Below are 25,680 nucleotides of genomic sequence, written 5' to 3'. Positions count from 1 at the left end.
AGGGCGCCCCGCGCGGGCGGCGTTGTCACACCCCCGCCGTACAGTCCGTCGCATGAGCGTTTCCCTGTACTACAACGCACACCGCGCGACGCCGCTGACGGAGGCCGAGTCGGCTTCCGTCGCGCGCGTCGTCGCCGCGCACACCGCGTCGTTCCCGTACGACGACGAGGAGAGCCTGTACCTGTACGACGGCTCCACGGGCGGGCCCGGCGAGATCCTCGCCGGGTCCACCAAGATGCCGATGGACCCGGGCCGCCTGCTGCCGGTGATCGCCCACGTCCTGGACTCCGTGACGGAGCTGCGCCGGGCCCTCCCGGACGCGGAGTGGCACGTGCACCTGGACGACGGCGACGTCCCCTGGGACGAGGCCGAGGGGTACGCCCTGCCCGGGATGCGCGACGCGGACCTGATCGCGGAGCTCGCGGCGGTCCGCGACGCCGACGGGTAGCACGGCGCGTGTCGGCGGCGTGCCAGCGAACCGTCAGCGGTGTGCCAGCGGGAGACGTGCCCGGCGGTGAGCGGAGGGCGGTGGAATGGTTCCGTACCGGTACCCACGAGGTCACCGGCCGCGGCGATCCGCCCTGACTCATCGGGAGGCACCATGAACAAGGACCTGAGCACCCTCGCGGACGAGATCCTGGAGCTCGAGGCCGAGACGTTCGAGATCTCGGACTACTCGGACGCCAGCGAGGTCGTGCTGGCCGGCTGCACCAGCACCAGCTCCACCTCGACCTCCAGCTCCACCTGCAGCACCACCTCCTGCTCCGCCTGACCCACGGTCGGGGCGACAGCGTCCGCCGGCCCCCGGCCGGCGCGGACCGCGCCCGGTCGGCGCCCTTCTCCGCGAGGAGACGCGCCGGCCGGGCCTTCGCCATGCCCGCACGCCGTTTCCCCCCGCCGTCCCGTCCGGGCGCGCGTGAATACCGCGACAACGCCCGGGAAACGCCGTACGGATGTCAAATCGCCTACGAGGTGGGCGAGTTCGTCCGGAAGGCGGCGGGGCCTCCCCCACCAGTGACGCTGCCGCCGCGCGCCCCGTCCCGCGCTCCCTCCGTGCCCCTCCGGCATTTCACGGCCCCCTTGACCGTGCGATCTACGCAGGTAGACACTCACCACTGCCACACGGCCGAACCACGCGTGAAGACGGCTTCACAGGCGCTCCGTCCTGCCTGCGGCCGTGAAGCGCGTTTCCCGGAAGTGCCGTGGCACATGCCGTTCCGGTAGGGGTTCAACCGTCAGCGGAGGGAACTCAGTGCGCTTCCAGTTGCTCGGTCCGCTCAGCATCACCGACGGGCGTGACGTGGTGGTCCTCCCGCCGGCCAAACCGACGTCGCTGCTCGCCGCGCTCCTGGTCCGCCCCGGCGAGGTGGTGCCGACGTCCCGCCTCCGGCAGGCCGTCTGGGGCGAGGAGCAGCCGGCGACGGCGAAGGCGGCCCTGCAGAGCTGCGTCCTGCGGCTGCGGCGGCTCTTCGCGAAGTACGACATCGAGGACCAGGCGGTGGTCGCGGTCGCCGGGGGTTACCTCCTCCCGGCCGACGGCGACACCCTCGACCTGCTGCACTTCCGCCGTCTGACCGCCCGGGCCGAGGGGGCCGGGGAGGACGAACTCCCCCTGCTGCGCAGGGCCCTCGACCTGTGGCGGGGCCCCCTCCTCACCAACGTCCCCTCCGAGCTCCTGCACCGCGACGAGGTGCCCCGGCTGGTCGAGGAGCGGTTACGCGTCCTGGAGCGCGTCTGCGAGATCCAGCTGGCCCGGGGGCGATGTCGCGACGTCCTGGTGGACCTGTGGGAGGCCACCCGGGCCCGCCCCCAGCACGAGGGGCTCGCCGCCCAGCTGATGCGGGCGCTCTACCGGGTGGGGCGGCAGAACGAGGCGCTGGCCGAGTACCGGAGGATCAGGACGCACCTCCGGGAGGAGCTCGGCGTCGACCCCGGCGCGGAACTGCAAGAACTGGAACTGGCCATTCTGCGCGGCGACGAGCCCCGGGGGCCGGTTCAGGACACCGCGTCGACCGTGTCCCTGTCACCCGCGCCGGCACCGCCCGCACCTCTGCCGCTCGTGCCCGCACCGCCCGCGTCCGCGCCGCCCGCACCCTCCGCACCCGCGCACGTACACGCACCCGCACCCGCACCGACGCCGCCCGTCGAGAGCGGCCACCCGGGGCCGCGCCTGCCCCACGTCCCCGGCTTCACCGGCCGCACCCGGGAGACCGCCGCCCTGGTGGGCCATCTGAGCGGGGACCGGCAGGACGGCTCCGCCCCGGTGCTGGCGGTGGTCTCGGGCGGTCCGGGCATGGGCAAGACCGCGCTGGCCCTGCACGCCGCGCACCTGGTGGCCGACCGGTACCCGGCGGGCGCCGCCCTGCTGTCGCTGAGCGGGCCCGACGGCACGCCCCGGTCCGCCGACGAGGCCGCCGTGGAACTGCGGGCGCTGCTTCCCGCCGCGGCCTCCCCCGGCACCTCGCCCGGCGCGTCCCTGGTGATACTCGACGACGTCGTGCACCCGGACCAGGTGCGGCGGTTCCTCGACGCGACCGGCTGCGGCGCCGTCGTCGTCACCAGCCGCATGGGCCTGGCCGCCCTGGTCGCCACCCACGGACCGGCGGTGCTCCAGCTCGCCGCCCTGACGCCCCCGGAGTCCCGCGCGCTCCTGACCGCCGTCCTGGGAGAGGAGCGGGTGGCGGCCGAGACCGCCGCCGCGCACACCCTCACGGAGGCCTGCGGGCACGTGCCGCTCGCCCTGCGGATCGTCGCGGCCCGGCTGCTCACCCGGCCGAGGATGCGCCTGGCCGACCACTCCGCGTGGCTGCTGCGGGACCTGCCCGCCCGGCTCGCGCTGCCCGACGACCCCCGGATGTCCGTGCCGCTCGCCCTCGACGGGGCCCTGCGCCGCCTTCCCGCCCCGCTCGCCGACGCGCACCTGCGGCTGGCGCGCCTCGACGGGCGGATCACGGCGCCGGACGCTGCCGGCGCCCTCTCCGTCCCCGAGACGGACGCCGAGGAGGTGCTCGAACGGCTCCTCGACACCGGACTCATCGAGGAGGACCAGCCCGGCGCCCTCCGGATGAACCCGCTGTTCCGCGCCCACGCGCTGCACCGCTCCGGCCGTTCCGGCGGCCCGCAGGCCGTCGTCGCCACGGTCCGGCACGCGCTGCCGTCCGGGGCCACCTGACCGGCCCGCCCCACCCCGCCCCACGGCGGAGGGCGGCTACCCGGCCCGTCCTCCGCGCCCCCGTACGTCCCGCCTTTCAGTTCCGCGCGGCCCACGAGGCCCCGACCCGGAGGTGCGCTTCCCCCATGCCCACGACGCCGTACGAGGAGACCGCCGGCACCCGGCCCAGGGTGCGCCGCGACGTGCTGTTCACCGAGACGCCCAAGGGCGTGATCTTCCACAACGCCGACGGCGGCTTCCAGGTCGCGTCTCCTTCCGCCTACCGGTTCGCCACCCTCCTCGTGCCCCACCTGGACGGCGGCCGGACCGTGGCGGAGATCTGCGAGGGCTTCAAGGAGCCGCAGAAGGCGATGGTGGGCAGCCTGGTCAAGGCGCTGTACGCGCGTGGCTTCGCCCGGCCCGTACCGGCCCCGGCCGAGGGGGACGCGCCCGTGGAACCGGCGGTCGCCGCCCGGTTCGCGCAGCAGATCGCGTACGTCGACCACTACGCCGACGGCGCCGAGAGCCGGTTCGCCGCATTCCGGAACACCCGCGTCGCCGTGCTCGGCGAGGGCCCGGTCGCCCGCTGGTGCGCGCTCTCCCTGATCCGCAACGGCTGCGCCTCCGTCGGCGTCGAAGCCGCCCTCGCCGAAGGGCCCGCCACGGCGGCGGAGTTCGGCGCGCTCCGGGCGGAGGCGGAGGAGCTCACCGCCGGGGGCAGCCCCGCGGAGGTGACGGTGCTGCCGGACGCCGGGTCCGGCGCGGTCGGCTGGGACGCGTACGCGGGGTACGACGTGGTGGTGGCCGCCGCGGGCCGCGACGCCTTCGGGACCTCGGTCGCCCTGCTGCGGCAGGGCGTCCCGGAGGGCCGTCTCCTGCTCCCCGCCTGGGTCTTCGGCGGGCGGGTGGTGGTCGGGCCGGCCGGTACGCCGGACGCCGAGGGCTGTGTGGCCTGCGCGGCCCTGCGGCTCGGCGCGACGGGGGACGCGGCGGTGGCGGCCGACCTCTGGAGCGGCCTCGCCCTGAACGGACCCGCCTCGCACGGGGGTTCCGGGGCCGCTCCGCGCGGTCCGCTGGCCGCGATGGTCGGGAACCTGCTCGGGTACGAGGTGTTCCGGCTGGTCACGGAGGCGCTGCCGGCCGAGACGCGGGGGCAGGTGCTGCTCCAGGACACGGCTTCCTTCGACGTCCTGGCGGAGCGGCTGCTGCCCCATCCGCGCTGCCCGTTCTGCCGGGCACGGGCCGGGGCGGAGGCCGTCGCCGCCGAGCCCGTCGACCTCGCGGAGGCCGCCGGGCGGCCCGTCTTCCGGCCGGTGGTCGCCGCCGCCCCCGAGGACGGCGCGACCGAGGGGCCGCTCGCGGACCTCGACCGCCGTTCGCTCGCGGTCAGGCCGTCCGTCGGGGTTTTCACCCGGTACGCGGACGAACCGGTGACCCAGACCCCGCTGAAGGTCGGTGCCGTGGAGGTCGGCCTCGGCGCGGCCGGGACGCGGACCGTCGTCGCCTTCGACGTCCAGCACACGGCGGGCGCCCGGCTGCGGGCGCTCGACGCCGCCGCCGCGGTGTACGCCGAGCACGTCGTCCCCACCCCCGCCCGCACAGGAGCCGACTCCCCCTCGGACCACGGGCAGGCGTCCGGCCGGGTGGATCCGGACGCGCTGACCACGGCCAGCGGCGCCGGTGGCGATCCGGTGGCCTCCTGGGTCCTGGCCACGTCGCTCCTGACCAAGGAGCCGGTCCTGGTGCCGGCCGGTGCGGTCCGCCCGTTCGGGCCGGACAACCCCGACCGCCGCTTCGAGCCGTCCCGCGCCGGGGCGGGCGCGGGTCCCGGTCTGCCGGAGGCCTCGGCGGCCGGTCTGCTGTCCGCGCTCGCCCACGAAGCGCTGCGGCGGTCCGTACGGGGGGCCGGGCGTACGGCGGTGATCCCCCCGGCCGTGTTCGACGAGGCCCCCGAGACCCGCTTCCTGCTGCGGTCCGCCGGGCACCTGGGCCTGGACGTCGAACTCCTCGACCTCGGGGAGGAGGAGCACACGGGAGTGTCCGTCGTCCTCGCCAGGACCCGGACGGCGGAACGGGGCGGGAAGGACGGGCACGCGGGGCCGGACGGACCGGGCGGGTGGGCCGTCGGCGCCGCCCTCGACCGGGCCGACGCGGCCACCGACGCCCTGCGCGACCTGCTCGGCGCGGCCCAGCTCACCGCGGAGGGCGTCCTGGGCACGGAGGACGCGTCCGGCTCGAAACGGGTGCCCGACACCGGCGACCCGCTCCTCGCGGACCTCGACCCGGCCCTGGTCCCGGTGACGGCCGACGCTCCCGTGCCCGCGCTCCCCGCCGTGACCTGGGCGGACGTGCTGGAGCGCCTCGCCGCCGCCGGCCGGGACGCCCTCGTGGTGCCCACGCACGCCGCCGACCTGCCCGCCGCGGGCATCCACACGGTCCGGGTCCTGCTCACCAGGGCGGCCGGCGATGACCGCTGACCTCGTCGAGGCCCCGGTCGACGGGACCGGGGAACCGAGACGCGAGGCGTGCCGGCTCTTCGCCGAGGACCTGCGCCGCGCCCTGGCGGAGCTGCCGTCCGCGCCCGGCCGCCCGGTCCCGGACCTCGCCGTCTCGGCGCTGGGCGTGCGGGACGCCTTCCGGGTGCGGCGGGAGGGGACGGCCCCGCGCTCCGCGCTCCCCGTCCACCTGTACGGCGGCCAGGCGCTGGTCGGCCCCTGGCCCGTGGCGGACCGGCCCGGCTGCGGCACCTGTCTGGAGCGCCGCTGGCAGGGCGTGCGCTCGGTGGGGCTGCGGGAAGGGCTCGAACTGCGCGGCGGCACCCGGGAGGCGGGCCCCTGGCCGCACCGGACGCCGTTCGCCGCGCGGGCCGTCGCCGCCCTGGTCGCCGGGCTCGCCGCCGCTCCCCCGGACGGCCGGAGCCCCTTCCCCGACGTGTGGCTGGTGGACCTGGAGCGGCTGACCGTACGGCACCATCCGCTGGTGCCGGAGCCGGACTGCCCCGGCTGCGGCGTCCCGGAGCCGGTGACGGCGGAGGCGGCGGCGCTCGTCCTGCGTCCCGCGCCCCCGTACCGGCCGGGCGCCGGGCGGGTGCGGCCGGTGGAGGCGTACGGCCTCCCGGTGGACGCGTTCGCCAACCCGCACTGGGGCGCGGTGGGTCCGTCGGTGGTGTGCGACGTGACCTCGCCGACCACCTCGGCCACCGTCGGCTGCTTCTCCAGCCGTTCGGGGGAGTACCTGCGGGAGACGTTCTGGGGCGGTCACGCCGACGCGTACCGCGCCAGCACCCTGATCGGCGTCCTGGAGGGGCTGGAGCGCTTCGCGGGGATGCGGGCGCGGGGGCGTGCCGTCACCCTGACCGCGACCCTGGACGAGCTGGGGCCGACCGCCGTCGACCCCCGGGAGACCGGTCTCTACGCGGAGGAGTTCCACCGGGCCAACCCGTGGGTGCCGCCGTTCGCCCCGGACCGTCCCGTCCCGTGGGTGTGGGGCTGGTCGCTGCGGGACGGGGTCCCCCGCGCCGTGCCCGAGGTGCTCGCGTACTACCACAAGCCGGGGATCGAGCACCGGTTCGTGCAGGAGAGCTCCAACGGCTGCTCCTCCGGGGGAAGTCTGGAGGAGGCCGTGCTCGGCGGTCTGATGGAGGTCCTGGAGCGGGACGCCTTCCTGCTCGCCTGGCACGGGCGGCAGCCGCTCCCCGAGATCGACCCGGCGACCAGCGCCGACCCGCGCACCCGGGTGATGGTGGAGCGGATGGCCCTGTACGGCTACCGGGCCAGGTTCTTCGACACCCGGATCACCTTCCCGGTGCCCGTGGTGACGGGCGTGGCCGAGCGGTTCGACGGGGGTCCGGCCCGGATGTGCTTCGGGGCCGGGGCGTCCCTCGATCCGGAGGCGGCGCTCGCCGCGGCGCTGTGCGAGATCGCCACCGACTCGGTGCAGCTCCTCCAGCGGTTCGAGCGGAACGAGGCCGGATACCGGTCCATGGCCGAGGACTTCGGGCGGATCACCGGCCTGCACGACCACCCGCTGGTGTACGCGGTGCCGGAGATGGGCCGCCACGCCGACTTCCTGCTCCGCAGGCCCGCGCCCCCGGAGCCGGTGGCCGTGGCCGGGCTGCGTCCGCCCGGGTTCGACCGGACGGGGGCGGACGTGCGGGACGACCTGCTGGTGGCGGTGGAGGCCGTGACCGCCGCCGGGTTCGACGTGGTCGTCGTCGACCAGACCGCGCCCGAGCAGCGGGCCCTGGGGCTGCACACCGTGAAGGTGCTCGTGCCCGGTCTGCTGCCGCTCGACTTCGGCTGGACGCGGCAGCGCGCCCGGCACATGCCCCGCACCCGCACCGCGCTGCGCGAGGCGGGACTGCGGGCGGACGACCTGACCGCGGCCGACCTGAACCCGGGCCCGCACCCCTTCCCGTGACGCCCCGACGGGCAAGGCCATCCGACCGGGCGAGTACGCCCGACGCCCGGGGAAACCCGGAGAAAGGGGGATCCCATGGGGTACGCCCATGAGTACGCGCACGCCGTCCTGCACCGGGGCCGCGTTCCGATGGAGCCCACCGACCACGTCGTGAACTGGGCCGACGGCCCGCGCCGGGGCAAGTTCTACCCGGACGCGGAGGCGTTCGCGCTGCCGGACACCGAGGACCTCGCGGACGTCCCGGTCGCGCCCGGTCTGCTGCCCGGCGCCGCCGGGGTCCCCGCGCCCGGGGCGCGTCCGGGGTTCGGCCTCCCGCTGCTCTCGGCGATGCTGAAGGACTCGTACGGGCTGACCGGCCGCCGTCTCGGCGTGCAGGCCAACACCGATCTGGCCGGGCTACCGTTCTACCCCCACGCCAACTGGTCGCGCGGCACGGCCGGCGGCGGCGGGCTCTACCCGGTGAGCGTCCACTGGGCGTCCGGCCCCTCCGGGCCCCTCGTCCCGGGCCTGCACTACTACGACGTGCAGCGGCACGCGCTGCAACGGCTGCTGACCGGCGACGTCACGGGCCGGGTGCGCGAGGCGCTGGGTCCGGACGCGCCCGACGGGGCCCTCGACACCGACCAGTACCTGATCCTCGGCGTCAAGTACTGGCAGAACTCGTTCAAGTACAACAGCTTCTGCTTCCACGTGGTCTGCACCGACCTGGGGACCCTGGCGCAGACCTGGCGGATCTGGGCCGCCGCCCGGGGGCTGCGGCTCGCGCCCGTGCTGTGGTTCGACGAGCCCGCCCTGAACGGGCTGCTCGGGGTGGCGGGCGAGGAGGAGACGGTGTTCGCGGTCGTGCCGCTGCACTGGGACGGCCCCCCGACGGAGACCGTGCGCACGGACCCGCGTCACCGGCCCGCCGTGCGGCACCGGGACGTCGAGCGCTCCCGTACCCTCCTCGACTTCCCGCAGGTGGGCGCGATGCACCGGGCGACCCTGGAGGGGGCCGCCGCCCGGCCCGCCCCGGGTGCGCTGGCCGCCGCGGCGGCCCGTACGGACGCGGCTCCCAGGGACGCGGCTCGCACGGACACGGCTCGCACAGACGCGGCCGACGGGGGCGTGCGGGTCGCGCTGCCCGCACCGGCCTTCCCGGACACCGGGGTGCGCCGGGCCCTGCGGGAGCGGCGTTCCAGTTTCGGCCGGTTCGACGCGCGCCGGGAGGTGTCCGCCGGGTACCTGTCGGCGGTCCTGGCGGCCTGCGCCGGGACCCGGCTGGCCGGTGACACCGATCCGGCCGGGGAGCACCGGCTCGCCCGGCTCTACGCCTTCGTCAACCACGTGGAGGGGATCGGGCGGGGCGCGTACGCGTACGACCCCGACCGGGGCGACCTGCGTCCGGTCGTCACCGGGCCGCAGGGCGCGTTCCTCCAGGAGAACTACTTCCTGGCCAACTACAACCTGGAGCAGGCCGGGGCGGTCCTGGTGCCCACCGTGCGGACCACCGCCGTCCTGGACGCCGTCGGCGACCGGGGCTACCGGCTCGCCGTCGCCACCGCCGGGGCCGTCGCCCAGGGCTTCTACCTGGCGGCCTCGGCCCTGGGCCTGGGCGCGGGCGTGGCGCTGGGCTTCGACAACGTCTCGTACGCCGAGCGGCTCGGGCTCGCGGACGGCGACGAGGCCCCGCTGCTCATCATGGCCCTCGGTCACGAACGGCCCGGGCCCGCCGACTTCCGCCACGAGATCGCCTGACGGCCCCGGAGGATTCCCCATGACACGCACAGAGTCCGGCGTCACGGACGCCCGGGACGGGACCGCGGCTGCCTGGGAGCCCGGCAGGCGCTTCGTGCTCCGCGCGGCCGGCCTTCCAATCGAGACGGTCCACGGGCTGCGCTGCCCCGCCACCCGCCGCTGGGCCGACGCCGTCCTGGACGAGGAGGAGCGCCTGGCCGCCGAGGGAGCGCGGCTCAGCGACCTCCTGCACGCCCTGGTCGGGTCGACCGCCGCGCCCGGGGACGGCGACGCCGGAGCGCGTCGCGCGCTGCTCGACCTGCGGCGGCGGATCTTCAACAACCGGCTGCCGGCCGACCCCGGCGCCGCCGTGCGCCTGGTGACGGGGCTCGACCCGGAGACCGGCGGGCGGACCGGGCGGTGGCTGCGGGACCGGGCGCGGCTCGCGGAGCTGACGGCCGGCGGCGCGGAGCTGCTCGACGGCGAACTCCGGGAGAGCCGGGGCGCGTTGCGGCGCGCGCTGTCCGAGGAGCGGCTGCGCCACGGCCTGCTGCTCGCCTCGCCCGCCCTGGATGCGCGCCTCGACGCCTATCTGCGCGACACGAGCCCCCGGCCGGGCAACCGGCTGCGCAAGATCGAGCGTTCGGCGCTCACCTACCTCTACCGCACGGCCTGCAAGACCAGCCCCTTCAGCACCTTCACCGGCGTCGGCCTCGCCTCCTTCTCGGGCGATCCGGCGGACGACGGCGCCGGTCTGCGCGTGGACGGGGAGTGGGTGAGCCGCGTCCGGCTCAACGTGGTCGTGCTGACCCGGCTGACCGAGCTGATCACCGACGACCCGGAGCGCCGCCGGGACCTGCCGGTGGTCCTCTCGCAGGGCTGGGAGCGGGACGCCGACCGCATCCGGTACGTGCGCCACGTGACGACGGCGGGCGACGACGGGGCCGCCGTCACCTTCGACGCGGTCCGCGACCGGCTGTTCTTCCTGCGCGGCAGCGGCACCCTGGACCGGCTCCTGGAGTGGCTCGGCGGCGGGGACGGGAAGGTGCGCCACCGGGACCTGGTGGACTGGCTGGAGGCCGAGCACGGGGCCGGCCGCGAGGAGTGCGAGCGGTACGCGTCGGCCCTCCTGAACGTCGGCATGGTGCAGGTCCCGGTGCTCCGCACGGACGTGCACGGCGGCGATCCGCTGCGCTCCTACCAGGACGCCCTGCGTTCCCTCGGCGTGCCGTGGGCCGACCGGCTCGCGGACCTCCTCGACGGCCCGGCCGACTGCCTCGCCCGCTACCCCGGGGCGGGCACCGACGAGCGGCGCACCCTGCTGAGCACGCTGCGGAGCCGACTCCAGGACGTCCAGAGGGAGTTGGGGGCCGCCGAGCCGTCCCTGCCGCAGACGCTGGTGTACGAGGACGTCAGCGCGGGCGACGGCCTGGTCTGCGGTCCCGGCGTGCTGGGCGGGGAGACGGGCCGGGCGCTGCGGGCCGTCGAGGGCGTGCTGCCGCTCTTCGACCTGACGCTCCCGCAGCGGATCACGCTGCTCGGCTTCTTCGTCGCCCGGTACGGGCGGGGCGGCCGCTGCGACGACCTGCTCGGCCTGGTCCACGACTTCCACGAGGACTTCTTCGACCAGTACGTGTCCTTCACCTCCCGGCGGGTCCCGTTCGGGGAGGACGGCGCGTACCGGCCGGAGGAGAACTGGCTGGGGCAGGAGGAGATGCGGACCCTCGACCGGGCCCGCCGCCGCTTCCACGACGGGATGCGCGCCCTGTGGGAGCGGGACGCGGCGGACCGGGACGTGGCGGAGGTCGAGCTGCCGGGCGGGCTGCTCGCGGAGACGGCCGGGGAACTCGCGCCGCTCACCGGGCACTTCGTCCCGCAGAGCCATCACCTCCAGCTCTCCCGGCCCGCCGGCGGCCGGCCGCTCGTCGTGCTCAACAAGTCGTACGGCGGTCTCGCCTTCCCCTTCAGCCGGTTCACCCACCTGTACGACGGCGCCGGGGCGGCCGGGGCCGGGCTCTCCGGCGCGCTGCGCGAGGAGACGGCGGCCCGGCGGCCGGAGGGGGCGGTGTTCGCCGAGGTCACCGGGGGGCCGGTCAGCAGCAACCTGAACCTGCACGGGCGGCTGACCGACCACCAGATCGTCTGTCCGGGCGAGACCAGCACCGTGCCCGAGGAGTCCCGGATCCACCTGGACGACCTGTACGTCGAGCACGACGAGACGGCCGGGCGGCTGGTGCTCCGCTCCCGGCGCCTCGGCCGCGAGGTCGTGCCGGTCTACCTCGGCTACCTCGTGCCGATCGCGCTCCCCGACATCCCCCGCACCCTGCTCCTGCTCTCCCCCAGCACCATGGCCCCCTTCGACGTGTGGGCGGGGGTGCCGGAGAGCACGGCCGTGGACGGGGTCACCCGCAGGCCCCGGATCCGGCACGGGGACGTGGTGGTGGGCCGGCGGAGCTGGACCGCGCTCGCGGAGGTCCTGCCGGTCCGCCGTCCGGGGTCGGGCGAGGAGGAGCACTACCTGGACTGGCAGCGGTGGCGGCGGGCCCACGGCCTGCCCGACCGCTGTTTCGCCACGGTCTCCCGCGCGGACCGGGGGCCGGTCGGGGCCAAGCCGGTCCACGTCGACTTCGACAGTCCGCTCTCCCTGGCCGCGCTCGACGCCCTGGTGGAGCGGAAGCCCGGCGTCCGGGTGGCGTTCCAGGAGATGCTGCCCGCCGAGGACGGGCTCCACGTCGTCTCGGAGCGCGGCCGGCACGTGGCCGAACTGGCCGTGGAGACCTTCACCACCCGCCCCCGTCCCGTTCCGCGCTCCCGTCCCGTTCCGCCCCTTCCCGTTCCGTCCCCGTCCGGCCCGGAGGTCGTCCCGTCATGCCCGAACTGACCGAGCCCGCGGCCTTCCGCCCGGCCCCGGAGGGGACCGGCCCCTCCCCCTGGCTGGCGCTGCACGTCTTCTACGCCGCCAACCCCCGGCCCCTCCTCGTCGACTGCGTCCGCCCGCTGGTCGACGGGCTGACCGAGGACGGCCTGCTGTCCGGGCACTTCTTCATCACCTACTGGCTGGAGGGGCCGCACGTGCGGCTGCGGCTCCGCCCGAGCGGGCCCGGCGCCGAGGCCGAGGTCCGCCGGCGGGCCGAGGAGGCGATCCGGGACTTCCTGACATCCCGCCCCGCCCTCTACGAGGTCGACTCGGGCTTCCTCAAGGACTTCTACAACTCGCTCTTCGACATCGAGTTCCCGGGCGGGGACCGGGCCCGGTACATGGGCCCGGACGGGCGGATGAACCTGCGGCCGAACAACTCCTTCTCGTACGAGGTGTACGCCCCCGAGTACGCCAAGTACGGCGGCCCCGCCGGAGTGGAGCTCGCCGAGTGGCACTTCCGGCACTCCAGCGACCTGGTCCTGGAGGCGTACCGGAGCATGAACCTGCACCTGCGGACGGTGCTGCTCGGAACGTCCGCCCAGCTCATGATGGTGATGGCGAGCTGCTTCCTGCCGGAGGAGGAACGGCTCGCGGACTACCTCGACGCGTACTACGCCTTCTGGCACCGGCTGTTCCCGGGGACCGGTTTCATCGGGTCCGCCGAATACGAGCGCACGTACGAGCGGATGGCGCCCTCGCTCGGGGTCCGGTTCGCGCGGATCCGGGAGGCGGTGGCGGGCGGCGATCCGTCGGGGCTCCCGGCGTTCCTGCGCCGCTGGGCCGAGCACTGCCTGGAGCTGCGGGAGCGGGTGGTGGACCTCACCGGGCGCGGCGAACTCGCCTTCCCGGCCTGGGAGGGACCGGCCCGCGAGGACACCGGGCAGGAGCGCGCCGAGGACCCGGACGCGGCTCCCCTGGTGCCCGTCACGCACGTGCCGGCGGTGCTGCCCCGGCTCCTGTCGCCGTACATGCACATGACGAACAACCGGCTGCACGTGACGATCCGGGACGAGGCGTACCTGTCGTTCGTCCTGGGCAGGGTCCTGCGGGAGCCCGACCACGGGAAGCAGGACGTCTCTTGAGCGCCGTCGACCGGACGAGCAACGACCGCTCCGCCGGGGGCCGTTCCGCCGCGCGCGCCTACCGGCCCGTGCTGCGGCCGGGCGTGCTGGTCGGTCCCGCGGTGCTGCGCGGGCCGCGCACCGTCCACCTCGTCAAGCACCCGGTGAGCGGCGCCGCGTTCGAGGTGGGGCCCAAGGAGCACTTCGTGATCGGCCTGCTGGACGGCACCCGGGACGTGGACGACGTGGTGGCCGCGTACGCCGAGCGGTTCCGGCTCCGGCTGCCCGAGGAGCAGTGGACGCGGCTGCTGGGCCTGCTCGGCGCCCGGGGGCTGCTCGCCGGGGCGCCGGACCCCGCGCCGCCCGAGCCGCCGCCCGCCCGTACCGGCACCTTCTGGAAGGGCAGCCGGCGGACCGTGGCCGACGCGCACGCGACCGCCGGGCACCTGCACCGGCTGCTGTCGCCGCTGCTGCGGCCGTGGGTCCAACTCCCGCTGGTGGCGGCGTCCTTGGTGATGGTCGTCGCCGTGCTCGCGGATCCCGCCGCGCTCCTCGACGGGCTCTCGGCCCTGCTCGCCCGTCCCCTGGTCCTCGTCCCGTTCGCCGTCCTGCTCTGGTTCAGCGTCTGTCTGCACGAGCTCGCGCACGGCGTGGCGGCCCGGCACTACGGCGGGGTGGTCACCGAGATCGGACTGCGCTGGCGGTTCCCGGCGATGATGATGTACTGCACGGTCGACAACTACCCCTTCCTGCCGGGGCGCCGGGCGAAACTGGTGGTCGCGGCGGCCGGTGCCCACGTCAACCTGGTGCTCCTGCTGCCCGTCGCGCTCTGGTGGGCGCTCCTGGACGCGGCAGACCCGGCGCGGCCGGTTCTCACCGGGATGCTCTTCGTGGGGATCGTGCAGGCGCTCGGGAACCTGGTGCCGCTGCCGCCGCTCGACGGCTACCGGATCCTCAGCCACCTCCTGGGCGTCACGCACCTCGCCCCGGAGACCCGGACCTATCTGGCGCTGCGCCGGCGGGGACGGGAGGCGGTCGCCGCCTATCCGCCGCGCGCCCGCCGCGTCCACGCGTCCTACGCGGTCGCGTCGGTCGCCCTGGTGCTGCTCGCCGCCGCCGGCACCTGCGCGGCCGTCGTCCTGCTGCTGTTCCGATGACGCGCCGACCCGAAAGCGAAGGACCCGCAACCCATGAATGAGGTACCCGTATGAGCTCCTCCCCCACCACCGGCCCCGCCGGATCGCCCCCGGCGGCCGTCGAGGTCACCGACGTGTCCAAGGTCTACGGCGACCGGAAGGCCGTCGACGGGGTGTCCCTGAGCATCCGGCGCGGCGAGTTCTTCGGACTGCTCGGGCCCAACGGGGCGGGCAAGTCCACCCTGGTGGAGATCATGGAAGGGCTGCGCAGGGCCGACTCCGGCACCGTCTCGGTGTTCGGCGAGTCGCCCTGGCCGCGCAACACCGCCCTGCTGCCGCGCATGGGCGTGCAGACCCAGTCCTCGGCGTTCTTCGTGCGGCAGACCGTCCACGAGCACCTGCGGACCGTCGCCGCGCTGTTCGGAGCGGACCGCGCGGCCGTCGACGCCACCCTGGAGTCCGTGGGGCTCGGCGGGCGGCACGGCGTCCGGGTGGACGACCTCTCCGGCGGGCAGCGGCAGCGGCTCGCCATCGCCTCCGCGCTGGTCCACGGCCCCGAGCTGATCTTCCTGGACGAGCCGACGGCCGCGCTCGACCCGGAGGGCCGGCGCGATCTGTGGGAGGTCCTGCGGGGCCTGAAGGCGGCGGGCCGGACCATCGTGTACACCACCCACCACCTGGACGAGGCGGAGGCGCTCTGCGACCGCGTCGGCATCCTGGTGGCCGGCCGGCTCGTCGTCACCGACGCGCCGCAGCACCTGATCGGCACCTTCGGCGCGAGCAGCCGGCTGCTCGTCCCGCTCGGCCGGATCGACGAGGAGCGGGCCCGGTCGCTGCCCGGCGTGGACGGCGTGACCGTGCAGGGCGGGCACCTGGTCCTGGAGACCCGTTCCACCGGCAGGGTGCTCTCCGCACTCGACGCCGTGACGGGCCTCGACGGCGTGCAGACCCGTACGCCCAGCCTCGAGGACGTCTACCTCGAACTCACCGCCCGGCGGGACCCCCTCGCCCCGAACACCCAGGAGCAGCAGGCATGAGCGCCTACTCCGCGCTGACCGCGGCGGGCTACCGCGCCCAGGTCCGGGACAAGACGACGGTCTTCTTCACGTTCGCCTTCCCGCTGCTCTTCCTCGTCGTCTTCGGGCTCGTCTTCCGGGGCAAGGCTGTCGAGGAGAGCGGGTTCTCGTACCTGTCGTACACCGCTTCCGGGGTGCTGTCCTGGGGCGTCGCGAACGCCGCCGTGTTCGGCATCGCGTTCACCCTGATGCAGTGGCGCTCGGACGACATCCTGCGGATGATCCGGATGTCGCCCGCGCCGCTGTCCTCCGTCATCGGGTCCCGGTACGTCCTCGCGCTCGGCGTGGGGCTCGTGCAGTCGGTGCTGTTCGTCGGGGTGGCGATGCTGCCCGGGTTCGGGCTCGTGCCCGCCTCCCGGTGGCCGCTCCTGATCCCGGTCCTGGTCCTGGGCATCACGACCTTCCTGCTGCTCGGGGTGATCATCGGCAGCATCGCCGACACCCCGGAGTCGGTCGCAGGCATCGCCAACTTCCTGATCCTGCCGATGGCATTCCTCTCGGGGTCGTTCTTCCCGCTGGACTCCATGCCGGAGTGGCTGCGGAACGTGTCGCGGGTGCTGCCGCTGCGCTACCTCAACGACGCGGTGTCGGCCGCCCTGACCGGCCGGGGCGACCTCTCCGACATCGGGGTGGGGTGTGCGGGGCTCGTCGTGTTCGGCGTGCTCTTCGGGGCCGTGGCGGTGCGCTTCTTCCGCTGGACGAAGACCTCATGACCGCCGTCGCGCTCCCGCACCCGATGGCGGGGGCCCGGGACGCCCTCCAGGACTTCCTGGACGGCCGGTTCGGCGCCGGCGCGCCCCGGGTCGTGCCGGTGGGGGCCGTCGGCGCCGGGGGCGGCCGGGCCCCGGACCCGTGGGCCGCCGACCGTCCGGCGGCGCTCGTCCACCTCAGCGCCTCCGCGGTGCTCCTGGGCCCCTGGGGAGGCGACGGGAGCGCGCCCGCCTGCGGCCGCTGCCTGGCCCTGCGGTGGCAGCGGCTGCGCAGCCGGAGCGAGCGGGACGCCCTGGAGACCGGCGGCCCCGACGGGCCCCGTCCGGCCGCCGCCTGGCCGCCGCTCACCGGGCACGTCCACGACACGGTGGCCGCGCTGTGCGAGGCACTGCTGTACGGGCCGCTCCCGGTGCCGCCCGCCGCGCACCCGGCGGACCGGGCCCTGCCGCAGGTGACCCGGGTCGACCTGGCGAACCTGCTCGTCCGGACGTACCCGCTGCTCGCGGACCCGCTCTGCCCGGACTGCGGGCCGGGAGGGGACGACGCCGTCCCGGCGCTCGGCCTCGTAGCGCGCCCCAAGCCGGATCCGGACGGCTACCGGCTGCGGTCGGCCTTCGCGTACCCGCTCCCGGTCGAGGCCCTGGCCAATCCGGTCTGCGGCGCGCTCGGGGCCGGGACCTGGACGGACGTCACCTCCTCCACGACCGCCCCGGTGGCCGGGAGCGTCTTCGTCCGGGGGTACGCGGGGCTCCACGACGTGACCTGGAGCGGGCAGGAGAACTCCTTCGCGACCAGCCGCCGGCTGGCGTTTCTGGAGGGCCTCGAACGGTACGCGGGCACCCGGCGGCGCACCGGCCGGGCGCCGGTCGTCGCCCCGTACGACGCGCTGGGGGACGAGGCGGTCGATCCGGCGGCGTGCGGTCTGTACGCCCCGGAGACCTACCGGGACGACCCCATGGTCAGGCCCTTCGACCCGGCCCGGCCCATCCCCTGGGAGCGGGGCCGGTCGCTGCGGGACGGACGGTCCGTCCTGGTGCCGTCGCGGCTGGTGTACTACAGCATCCCGACGGCCGACGACGACTTCGTCTTCGAGTGCTCCAACGGCTGCGCCATCGGCGGCTGCCTGGAGGAGGCGGTCCTGGGCGGCCTGCTCGAACTCGTCGAGCGGGACTCCTTCCTGAACGGCTGGTACGGGGCGGCCCGGCTGCCCCGGATCGACCTGGCGACGGTCGGCGGCCCCACGGTCGCCGCCATGGTGGAGCGGGCCGCGCTCCAGGGCTACGACGTGCACGCCTTCGACAACCGGATCGACCTCGCGATCCCGGCGGTCACGGTGGTCGGGGTGCGCCGGGACGGCGGTCCGGGCACGCTGTCCTTCGCGGCGGCCGCCTCGCTGGACCCGCGGTCGGCCGTCGAGGGCGCCCTGTCGGAGGTGCTGAGCTACCTCCCGCACCTGGCCCGCCAGACGGCCGAGCGCCGGGCCGAACTGGAGGCGATGGCCGACGACTTCTCCCTCGTACGGCACCTCAAGGACCATCCGCAGCTCTACGGGCTGCCCCGGATGGCCGCGTACGCGCGCGCGTACCTGGAGCCGTCGGAGGCCCGCCCGTTCGACGAGGTGTACGCGGGGTGGGAGAGCGGCGGGCGGCCCCGCACCGGGGACCTGCGGGACGACGTGGGCGCGGTCGTGGACGAGCTGGTCCGGGCGGGTCACGACGTCGTGGTGGTCGACCAGACCACGCCCGAGCAGGAGCGGACCGGGCTGCGGACGGTCGCCACGGTGGTGCCGGGGCTGCTGCCGATCGACTTCGGCTGGAACCGGCAGCGGGCCCTGCTGATGCCCCGGCTGCGCACGGCGCTCCACCGGGGCGGTCACCGGACCCGCGACCTGACGGACGCGGAGCTTCTGCGGGCTCCGCATCCGTTTCCGTGATGTGCCGGTCCGGTCGCCGGGGCCGGTCCTAGCGGCCTATCCCGTGGGACTTGACCGTCGGGACGACGGGGGCGCGGGACAGTTTCACCGCCGTGCCCCGGGCGGTTTCGAAGGCCTGCGCCGGGTCCTCTTCCCTGCGCCAGGGCTCGGCGCCGCACCACGGGCCGATCAGACGGAACTGTTCCAGCGCGGGTCCGTACATCCTCGCCCGGAGCATGTAGTGGGCGAGGAGGTGGCGCAGGGCGGGCAGGCGCTCGTCGTCGGGGTCGACCTCGGCGAGGGAGGCCGCGACCCGCTTCAGGAGGGTCCTCGTCACGGGGGTGACGGAGAAGGCGGAGACGGGGCGGTCGGTCAGTTCGTTCAGGGCGTGGAGGTACATGCCGGCGAGCGGGCTGCCCTGCGGGGCCTTCAGGACCGCCTTCCGGGCGAAGCGCGTCATCAGTCCGTCGCTGCCGAACCACTTGGCGCACCAGTACTGGAGGGCTTGCCAGTGCCCCTCGTAGTGGTGGGGCGCCCGGGCGACGAGGCCGTTCCAGAGCGGCCGGAAGCGGGCGCGGTCGTACTGGGCGCCCCGGGCGGCGGTGACCATGACGACCCAGGGGCCCGGGTTCGCCGGGTCGAGCAGCGTGGCCCGCCGCGCCTCCTCGATCGCGGCCGGGAGCATGGCGCGGAAGCTGTTCATCCGGTCCGGCGGGACCTCGTGGGCGTACCCGCTGCCCCGGATCTCCCAGGCGCGCTGGACCATGATCCGGGCGTGGAGGGTCGCCGCGTCGCAGTTGCCGGGCTCGGCCGCGCGCCACGCGTCCAGCCAGGCGTCGTCCTCGCGGGCGACCTCCTGGAGGAGTTCGGTGCGGGACCAGCGCTCGTCCCAGTCGTCGCCCGCCGCGCGGACGTAGGCCTCGGCGGCCCGCCAGTTCCCGTCCCACGCCGCGTCGGCCACGGCCTGTCGCTCCTGCTGCCGGTGCGGCGGCGGGGGCGGGCCGGCGCGGCGCGGGTCGAGCTGTTCGCGGGGCGCGAGGCCGTAGTCGGAGGCCACGAAGTGCTCGGCGACCCAGCGGTCGGCCCGTCCCGGGGTGAGGAAGAGGCGGTAGAGCACGCAGAGGAACACGCCGAGCACGACGGCGAGGAAGATCGTCACGGCCGGGAATCATCCCCCACTCGGTCACTCTCCGCAACACCTTAGGCCAACGATACGACGAGGTCAGGGGCGGGGCGCGAGGGAATCGGCCCCCGCGCCCGGCCCCGTGTTTCCTCCCGGAGCCGTCGGGCAGGCGCGTTCGTGCCAGTACTTCTGGCCTTCTGGACTTCTGGACGGCTTTTCCGCCCTCTCACGGAACGGATGCGGGTGATCCCCATGACCACGGCACGCGAGATGATGACGCCGGACGCGACCTGTGTGAAGGCGAGCGAGACCGTGCGCGACGCCGCGCGGAAGATGGCCGAGCTCGGGGTCGGGGCGCTGCCGATCTGCGGCGCCGACGAGAAGCTCAAGGGCATGGTGACGGACCGCGACATCGTTCTGAAGGTGGTGGCCAAGGGCCTCGACCCGGCGGAGTGCCGGGTGGGCGACCTCGCCCAGGACGAGATCGTCTACGTGCGGGCCGACGCCGGGGCCGACGAGGTCCTCGACGTCATGAGCGAGCACAGGATCCGGCGCGTGCCCGTCATCGACAGCCACGTCCTCGTCGGGATCATCGCCCAGGCCGACGTGGCCCGCGCCCTGCCCGACCGCAAGGTCGGCGACCTGGTCGGGGCCGTCTCCGCCGACTGACCGGAGGAGATCACGGCCCCGGGGTCTGTGGCAGGCTGACCGCGTGACGTCGGAGACCGCGCAGCACCTCGCCCCGGACGACGGCGGTGACGGCGAGACCGTCACCGCCACGGCCGACGCCTCGGCCGCTTCGGCCGCTTCGGCCGCCGAGTTCACCGCCCACCGGCCCAGGATGTTCGGCCTGGCCTACCGGATGCTCGGCTCCGCCGAGGAGGCGGAGGACACCGTGCAGGACGCCTACCTCCGCTGGAGCGGGGCCGACCGCGCGGCCATCGCCCACCCGGCGGCCTGGCTCGCCACGGTCGTCACCCGCCTCAGCCTCAACCGGCTCACCTCGGCCCGCGCGAAGCGCGAGGAGTACGCGGGGCCCTGGCTGCCCGAACCCGTCCTCACCCGGGACGGCGCGCTCGGCCCCCTGGAGTCCGCCGAGCGGCGCGACGCCGTCTCGACAGCCCTGCTCGTCCTCCTCGAACGGCTCACCCCGACCGAGCGGGCCGTCTACGTGCTGCGCGAGGCCTTCGCGTACAGCCACCGCGAGATCGCCGGGGTCCTCGAACTGGGCGAGGCCAACTGCCGCCAGGCGTACGGAAGGGCGGTCCGGCGCCTGGAGCGGCCCGAGGCCCGTTTCGCTCCGGCGGAGGAGCAGCGGCACCGGCTCGTGGAGTCCTTCGTCGGCGCCGCGCGCGAGGGCGACCTCGCCGGTCTGGAGCGGCTGCTCGCCGAGGACGTCGTCTGGTGGAGCGACGGCGGCGGCAAGGTCTCGGCGGCCCGGCGCCCGGTCGTCGGCCGGGACGCCGTGCTGCGCTTCCTCGCGGGCGTCGCGCGGCGCACGGAGGAGGGCACGGAGGTCGTGCTCGCCGAGGTCAACGGGGCGCCCGCGCTGGTGAGCCACCGGGAGGGGACGCTCCTCGCCGTCACCACCTTCGACCTGCGCGACGGCGCCATCAGCGGCGTGCGGGTCGTGGTGAACCCGGACAAGCTCGCCTTCGCTCAGCGGCAGCTCGCCACGGGAAGCCCGCTGGAGTGAGATTCTCCCGGACCGGTTGTCACATTCCCGGGGGCTCGCCGGTTCTCAGCTGACGACGCGCGTTCCACCGGGGAACGCGCACCCTGCGGAGGGAAGACGCACGATGACCACGATCCTGGTGACCGGGGGTACGGGAACGCTCGGACGGCTCGTCGCCGAGCGCCTGCGCGGAGACGGCGCCGAGGTGCGGGTGCTGAGCCGCCGCGCGCAGCCGTACGCGGTGGACCTGCGCGAGGGCACGGGCCTGGACGCGGCCGTGGAGGGCGTGGACACGGTGGTGCACTGCGCGACCACGCTGCGCGGGGGCGACGACCTGGCGGCGCGCCATCTGATCGAGGCCTCGCGCCGGGCCGGGGTCCGGCACCTGGTCTACATCTCGATCGTCGGCGTCGACCGCGTGCCGCTCGGCTACTACCGGACGAAGCTGGCTGTCGAGAAGATGATCGAGGGGTCCGGGCTCGGCTGGACCGTGCTGCGGACCACGCAGTTCCACGACTTGGTGGTGGAGGTCCTGCGCAACGCGGCCCGGCTGCCGGTCGTGCCGATCCCCGCCGGCGTCTCGGACCAGCCGATCGAGGTGGCCGAGGTCGCCGCCCGGCTCGCCGAACTCGCGGCCGGGGAGCCCGCGGGCCGGGTGCCGGACATGGGCGGGCCCGAGGTGCTTCCGTTCGCGGAGCTGGCCCGGACGTATCTGCGCGCGATCGGCCAGCACCGCCGTCTGGTGAACGTGCCCCTGGCCGGAAAGGCCTACCGGGGATTCCGGGCGGGCGGGCACCTGACGCCGGAGCGGGCCGTGGGCAAGGTGACCTTCGAGGAGTTCCTGGCGAAGCGGCTGCCCCCGCGCTCCTGACGCGCGCCACGACCGGGTCCTGACCGGCCCCGGTCGTACGCGTCCAGAAAGTCGTACGTCTTCGAAGGAACGGGCCGCCGGGCGACCGGCGGCCCGTCCGTCTGCCCCTTTGCCCATCCGGTGTCCGCCCGGGGCGGGACGGACGCGACAGCCGCCGCGGGGCCGATCCCCCGCCGTCGCACTTTTGGTATGGACCTGCCAAGTCAATGCCGCTACCGTAACGGCCGACGCTCTCTGAGAGCGCTCTCAAGCGTTCGATCCCCCACACCAGGAGGCTTCGTGAAACGCACCACCCCCCTGGGCGCCGCCATAGCGGCCCTGTTGCTGACCCTCGGTCTCGGCGCCGCCCACGCCGGCGCCGCCCCGCTCCCCGAGCCGCGCCCGTCCTCCGCCCCGGCGGCCTCGGACGGCCTGCTCGACGCCCTGCAGCGGGACCTCGGCCTGACCCCGGCGCAGGCCGAGGCGCGGCTGCGCGCCGAGAAGGCCGCGACGGACGTCGAGGAGGCCGCCCGGCAGACGGCCGGAAGCGCGTACGGAGGCGCCTGGTTCGACGCCTCCTCGGGACGGCTCGTCGTCGCCCTCACCGACCGCGCCGAAGAGGCCGAGGTGCGGGCGCTCGGCGCCGACACCCGCGTGGTCCGCCACAGCGCCGCCGTCCTGGACCGGGCCAAGACCCGCCTCGACGCGCTCTCCGCGCCGAAGGGCGTGGCCGGCTGGCACGTCGACCCGAAGACGAACAGCGTCGCCGTCACCGTCGTCCGGGCCGAGCGGGACGCCCCCGCCGTGCGCGCCTTCGTCGAGAAGGCGCGGGCGAACGGGCCCGTCACCGTCGCCGAGGCGGCCACCGCGCCCCGCACGTACGCGGCGGGCACCGTCGGCGGCGACCCGTACTACACCGGCAACGTGCGCTGTTCGATCGGGTTCTCCGTACACGGCGGGTTCGTGACGGCCGGTCACTGCGGCCGGGCCGGGGCCTCGGTGCGCGGCTGGGACGGCTCCGCCATGGGCACCTTCCAGGGCTCCTCGTTCCCCGGTGACGACTACGCGTACGTGAGCATCCACAGCGGCTGGTGGACCGTGCCCGTCGTCCTCGGCTGGGGCGTCACCTCCGACCGGCTGGTGCGCGGGTCCGCCGAGGCGCCCGTGGGCGCGTCGATCTGCCGCTCCGGCTCCACCACGAAGTGGCACTGCGGCACCGTCCTCGGCAAGAACCAGACGGTCAACTACAGCCAGGGCGCCGTCCACCAGATGACGAAGACCAGCGTCTGCGCGGAGGGCGGCGACTCCGGCGGCGCGTTCATCAGCGGCGACCAGGCCCAGGGCGTCACCTCCGGCGGCTGGGGCAACTGCTCCTCCGGCGGCGAGACGTGGTTCCAGCCCGTGAACGAGATCCTCGGCCGCTACGGCCTCACCCTGCACACCGCCTGACGGGAGCCGGTGCGCGGCCGTTCCCGGCGGCCGCGCACCGGCGCTCCCGCGCGCCCCGGCCCACGTGCTCCGGTCCGACCGCCCCGGTCCGGGTGGCGCCGCCCTTCCGACGTCCGACGTCCGACGCCCGGCGCCCGGTATCCTGGAGCCGCGACCGTCCCCGGACCGTCGCGCGGCGGTGGGGCCCGCCGTACCCGAACCGCGGCACGCGCTGCCGCCAACGGTCCCTACTCGTGACCCGTCCCCGCCCATGTCCGCGCGGGGCACCACGCGTAGGGAGAGGTATGCGTTCCGACGAATCCCCTCAGGGTGCGGCCGGTGAACCGGACGGCCCGGAAGCGAACGGCCCCGAGCCGGTCGACCCCGACGTCACCCCGGCGGACGTCCGCCGGTGGCGGGAGTCCCGGCGCGCGCGCCACGGCGTCCTCGCGGTCATCGCGGTGGGCGGCTCGCTCGGCGCCCTGGCCCGCTTCGGGGCGTCCCTGCTGTGGCCCACGCCCGCGGACGCCTTCCCCTGGACGACGCTGACGGTGAACGCCGCCGGGTGTCTGGTGATCGGCGTCTTCCTCGTCGCCGTCACCGAGGTCTTCACGGCCCACCCCCTCCTGCGCCCGTTCTTCGGGACCGGGTTCCTGGGCGGGTTCACCACCTTCTCCACGTACTGCGTGGACATCGAACGCCTCGTCGACGCGGGCCGCGCCGCCACCGCGCTCGTCTACCTCGCGGCGACCGTGGTCGCCGCGATGGCGGCGGTGGCCGCCGGCGCGTTCGGCACGCGCCGGCTCCTGTCGCACCGGAGCGCGTCATGACCTTCCGCACCCGTCCGACGGTCCGCCCGGCCGGTCCCGTCGACGACACCGGGGAGGGCCCGCGGTGAACGACTTCCTCCTGGTGGCCGCGGGCGGCGCCGTCGGCGCGCCCCTGCGCTACCTGACCGACCGCGCCGTCCAGGCCCGCCACGACACCGTCTTCCCGTGGGGCACCTTCACCGTGAACGTGGTGGGCTCCCTGGTCCTCGGCCTGCTCACGGGCGCCGCGCTGTCGGGGGCGGCCGGGCACACCGTGCAACTGCTCCTGGGAACCGGGCTGTGCGGCGCGCTGACGACGTACTCGACGTTCTCCTACGAGACGCTGCGGCTCGCCGAGACCGGCGCGCGGTTCTTCGCCGTGGCGAACGTCGTCGTCTCCGTCGTCGCCGGGCTCGGCGCGGTCTTCGTCGGTCTCGCCCTCGCCCGGGTCCTCTTCCCCTGACCCGGCCACCGGGACCGGGTCGGGGGAAGGGGGCGCCTTCCAGCTCTAGCGGCCCTGGAGCGCCTTGACGTTGTCGCCGAAGGTCCAGCCCTTCGCGCCGTCCCAGTTCGCCGACCAGGTCATCAGACCCTTGAGGGCGCCCTTGTAGTGGTTCCACGCCTGGGCCACGGCCGACGGGGCCATGTGGCCGCCGCCCGCGCCGGGCTGGGCGGGCAGGCCGGGGACCTGCTTGTCGTACGGGACCTTGATCGTGGTGCCCTGGATGACCAGGCCCTTGTTCAGGCAGTCGGTCTGCGCGACGAACCCGGCGACGGTGCCGGCGGAGTAGGAGTCGCCCGCGCAGCCGTACATGCTGCCGTTGTAGTACTGCATGTTGAGCCACCACAGGCGCCCGTTGTCGGCGTACTTCTTGATGACCGGCAGGTACGCGCCCCAGATCGAGCCGTAGACCACGCTGCCGCCGGTGACGTACGCGGTCTCCGGGGCCATCGTCAGGCCGAAGCCTGCGGGCATCCGGGCGAGGACGCCGTCGATGATGCGGATCAGGTTGGCCTGGGAGGTGGAGAGGGTGGTGATGGAGCCGCTGCCGACCAGGCCGGTCTCGATGTCGATGTCGATGCCGTCGAAGTTGTACTTCTTCAGGATGGGCACGATGGTGTCGACGAAGCGGTCGGCGACGGCGGTGGAGTTCAGGTCGATGCCCGCCGTGGCGCCGCCGATCGACATCAGGATCGTCGCCCCGGCCGCCTTGGCGCGACACATCTCGGCGGGGGTGGCGACGCGGACGGTGCTGTCCATGCCGTCCTCCCACAGGACCGTCCCGTCCGAGCGGATGACGGGGAAGGCGGCGTTGATGACGTTGTAGCCGTGGGCGGCGAAGCGCGGGTCGTCGATGGGGGCCCAGCCGAAGGGCGGGTGGACGCCGTTGGCCGCGCCGTCCCAGTTCTCCCAGTACCCCTGGAGGACCTTTCCGGCGGGCTTCGGCTTGAGGGCGCAGGTGTCGGCGGCGGCACCGGCGGCGGACGCTTCGGTTCGTACGGGCTTCGCGCCTTCGGCGGCGGCGGGCGCGGCGAGGCCGGCGGCCGCGAGCAGGGCGGCGAGGCCCGCTCCGAGGACACGGGTGATCCGAGAGCCTGACATGCGTGCTCCTTGGGACGTGGGGGGATGGGTCCTGGGGAATGGCGCGCGCTCCAGCAGACCGTAGGTTGGTCCAGACCATTCGTCAACCGC

20 protein-coding genes are annotated in these 25,680 nt (G+C 75.1%); 18 read left to right on the top strand and 2 right to left on the bottom strand.

Features of this window, described 5'->3' with window-relative positions; genetic code table 11:
• Positions 1 to 52 precede the first annotated feature (52 nt).
• The 12 genes from ACIQVI_RS05835 (at position 53) to ACIQVI_RS05780 (ending at position 18,123) form a co-directional block, all read left to right on the top strand.
• Positions 53 to 448 carry a hypothetical protein gene (locus ACIQVI_RS05835; RefSeq protein WP_403591496.1) on the top strand — a complete coding sequence of 132 codons (396 nt, stop codon included), beginning with the start codon at positions 53 to 55 and terminating at the stop codon, positions 446 to 448.
• Positions 449 to 601: 153 nt separating this feature from the next.
• On the top strand, positions 602 to 772 hold the full coding sequence (locus ACIQVI_RS05830) for a thiazolylpeptide-type bacteriocin (protein WP_031128743.1): 171 nt from the start codon (positions 602 to 604) through the stop codon (positions 770 to 772).
• Between the two features lie 480 nt (positions 773 to 1,252).
• Positions 1,253 to 3,172, top strand: coding sequence for a BTAD domain-containing putative transcriptional regulator (locus ACIQVI_RS05825; protein ID WP_403591492.1), 1,920 nt, complete (start codon positions 1,253 to 1,255; stop codon positions 3,170 to 3,172).
• 125 nt (positions 3,173 to 3,297) lie between these two features.
• On the top strand, positions 3,298 to 5,628 hold the full coding sequence (locus ACIQVI_RS05820; protein ID WP_403591489.1) for a TOMM precursor leader peptide-binding protein: 2,331 nt from the start codon (positions 3,298 to 3,300) through the stop codon (positions 5,626 to 5,628).
• Complete coding sequence (locus tag ACIQVI_RS05815; RefSeq protein ID WP_403591486.1) at positions 5,618 to 7,570, top strand: TOMM precursor leader peptide-binding protein; 1,953 nt, start codon at positions 5,618 to 5,620, stop codon at positions 7,568 to 7,570. The genes ACIQVI_RS05820 and ACIQVI_RS05815 overlap by 11 nt, the downstream gene beginning before the upstream one ends.
• 75 nt (positions 7,571 to 7,645) lie before the next feature.
• Entirely contained in the window at positions 7,646 to 9,307 is a 1,662-nt protein-coding gene (locus ACIQVI_RS05810; protein WP_403591483.1) for a nitroreductase family protein, read from the top strand.
• Between the two features lie 19 nt (positions 9,308 to 9,326).
• Positions 9,327 to 12,167, top strand: a complete 2,841-nt coding sequence (locus tag ACIQVI_RS05805) for a lantibiotic dehydratase (RefSeq protein WP_403591480.1) — start codon at positions 9,327 to 9,329, stop codon at positions 12,165 to 12,167.
• Complete coding sequence (locus ACIQVI_RS05800) at positions 12,155 to 13,288, top strand: lantibiotic dehydratase C-terminal domain-containing protein (RefSeq protein WP_403591477.1); 1,134 nt, start codon at positions 12,155 to 12,157, stop codon at positions 13,286 to 13,288. Before ACIQVI_RS05805 ends, ACIQVI_RS05800 begins: the two co-directional genes overlap by 13 nt.
• Positions 13,285 to 14,424 (top strand): metalloprotease, encoded by a 1,140-nt coding sequence (locus tag ACIQVI_RS05795; protein WP_403591474.1) that lies wholly within the window; start codon positions 13,285 to 13,287, stop codon positions 14,422 to 14,424. Before ACIQVI_RS05800 ends, ACIQVI_RS05795 begins: the two co-directional genes overlap by 4 nt.
• 50 nt (positions 14,425 to 14,474) lie before the next feature.
• Complete coding sequence (locus ACIQVI_RS05790; protein ID WP_403591471.1) at positions 14,475 to 15,440, top strand: ATP-binding cassette domain-containing protein; 966 nt, start codon at positions 14,475 to 14,477, stop codon at positions 15,438 to 15,440.
• Complete coding sequence (locus ACIQVI_RS05785; protein ID WP_402444388.1) at positions 15,437 to 16,192, top strand: ABC transporter permease; 756 nt, start codon at positions 15,437 to 15,439, stop codon at positions 16,190 to 16,192. Before ACIQVI_RS05790 ends, ACIQVI_RS05785 begins: the two co-directional genes overlap by 4 nt.
• Complete coding sequence (locus tag ACIQVI_RS05780) at positions 16,189 to 18,123, top strand: TOMM precursor leader peptide-binding protein (protein ID WP_403591468.1); 1,935 nt, start codon at positions 16,189 to 16,191, stop codon at positions 18,121 to 18,123. The genes ACIQVI_RS05785 and ACIQVI_RS05780 overlap by 4 nt, the downstream gene beginning before the upstream one ends.
• Positions 18,124 to 18,151: 28 nt before the next feature.
• On the opposite strand, the gene ACIQVI_RS05775 is transcribed toward ACIQVI_RS05780, so the two are convergent.
• A complete protein-coding gene (locus ACIQVI_RS05775; protein WP_403591465.1) occupies positions 18,152 to 19,261 on the bottom strand; it encodes a hypothetical protein in 1,110 nt (369 codons plus the stop codon).
• 216 nt (positions 19,262 to 19,477) lie between these two features.
• Here ACIQVI_RS05775 and ACIQVI_RS05770 point away from each other — a divergent pair, with 216 nt between their 5' ends.
• The 6 genes from ACIQVI_RS05770 (at position 19,478) to crcB (ACIQVI_RS05745) (ending at position 24,450) form a co-directional block, all read left to right on the top strand.
• Positions 19,478 to 19,894 (top strand): CBS domain-containing protein, encoded by a 417-nt coding sequence (locus ACIQVI_RS05770; protein ID WP_403591462.1) that lies wholly within the window; start codon positions 19,478 to 19,480, stop codon positions 19,892 to 19,894.
• Positions 19,895 to 19,937: 43 nt separating this feature from the next.
• On the top strand, positions 19,938 to 20,921 hold the full coding sequence (locus tag ACIQVI_RS05765; protein WP_403591459.1) for an RNA polymerase sigma-70 factor: 984 nt from the start codon (positions 19,938 to 19,940) through the stop codon (positions 20,919 to 20,921).
• 103 nt (positions 20,922 to 21,024) lie between these two features.
• The gene (locus ACIQVI_RS05760; RefSeq protein ID WP_403591456.1) at positions 21,025 to 21,771 is read left to right on the top strand and encodes an SDR family oxidoreductase; all 747 of its coding nucleotides are present in this window, start codon (positions 21,025 to 21,027) and stop codon (positions 21,769 to 21,771) included.
• Positions 21,772 to 22,050: 279 nt separating this feature from the next.
• Positions 22,051 to 23,199, top strand: coding sequence for a S1 family peptidase (locus ACIQVI_RS05755; protein ID WP_403591453.1), 1,149 nt, complete (start codon positions 22,051 to 22,053; stop codon positions 23,197 to 23,199).
• 284 nt (positions 23,200 to 23,483) lie between these two features.
• Positions 23,484 to 24,008, top strand: a complete 525-nt coding sequence (crcB, locus tag ACIQVI_RS05750) for a fluoride efflux transporter CrcB (RefSeq protein WP_403591450.1) — start codon at positions 23,484 to 23,486, stop codon at positions 24,006 to 24,008.
• Positions 24,009 to 24,072: 64 nt separating this feature from the next.
• A complete protein-coding gene (gene crcB / locus ACIQVI_RS05745) occupies positions 24,073 to 24,450 on the top strand; it encodes a fluoride efflux transporter CrcB (protein ID WP_351972508.1) in 378 nt (125 codons plus the stop codon).
• A gap of 45 nt (positions 24,451 to 24,495) precedes the next feature.
• On the opposite strand, the gene ACIQVI_RS05740 is transcribed toward crcB (ACIQVI_RS05745), so the two are convergent.
• Positions 24,496 to 25,590 (bottom strand): chitinase, encoded by a 1,095-nt coding sequence (locus ACIQVI_RS05740; RefSeq protein ID WP_351972509.1) that lies wholly within the window; start codon positions 25,588 to 25,590, stop codon positions 24,496 to 24,498.
• Between the last annotated feature and the right edge of the window lie 90 nt (positions 25,591 to 25,680).

The organism is Streptomyces sp. NPDC098101, assembly GCF_044760185.1.
Taxonomy (GTDB): Bacteria; Actinomycetota; Actinomycetes; order Streptomycetales; family Streptomycetaceae; genus Streptomyces.
Note: the sequence above shows the minus strand (reverse complement) of the source record. Positions and strands in the feature narration are given on the sequence as shown.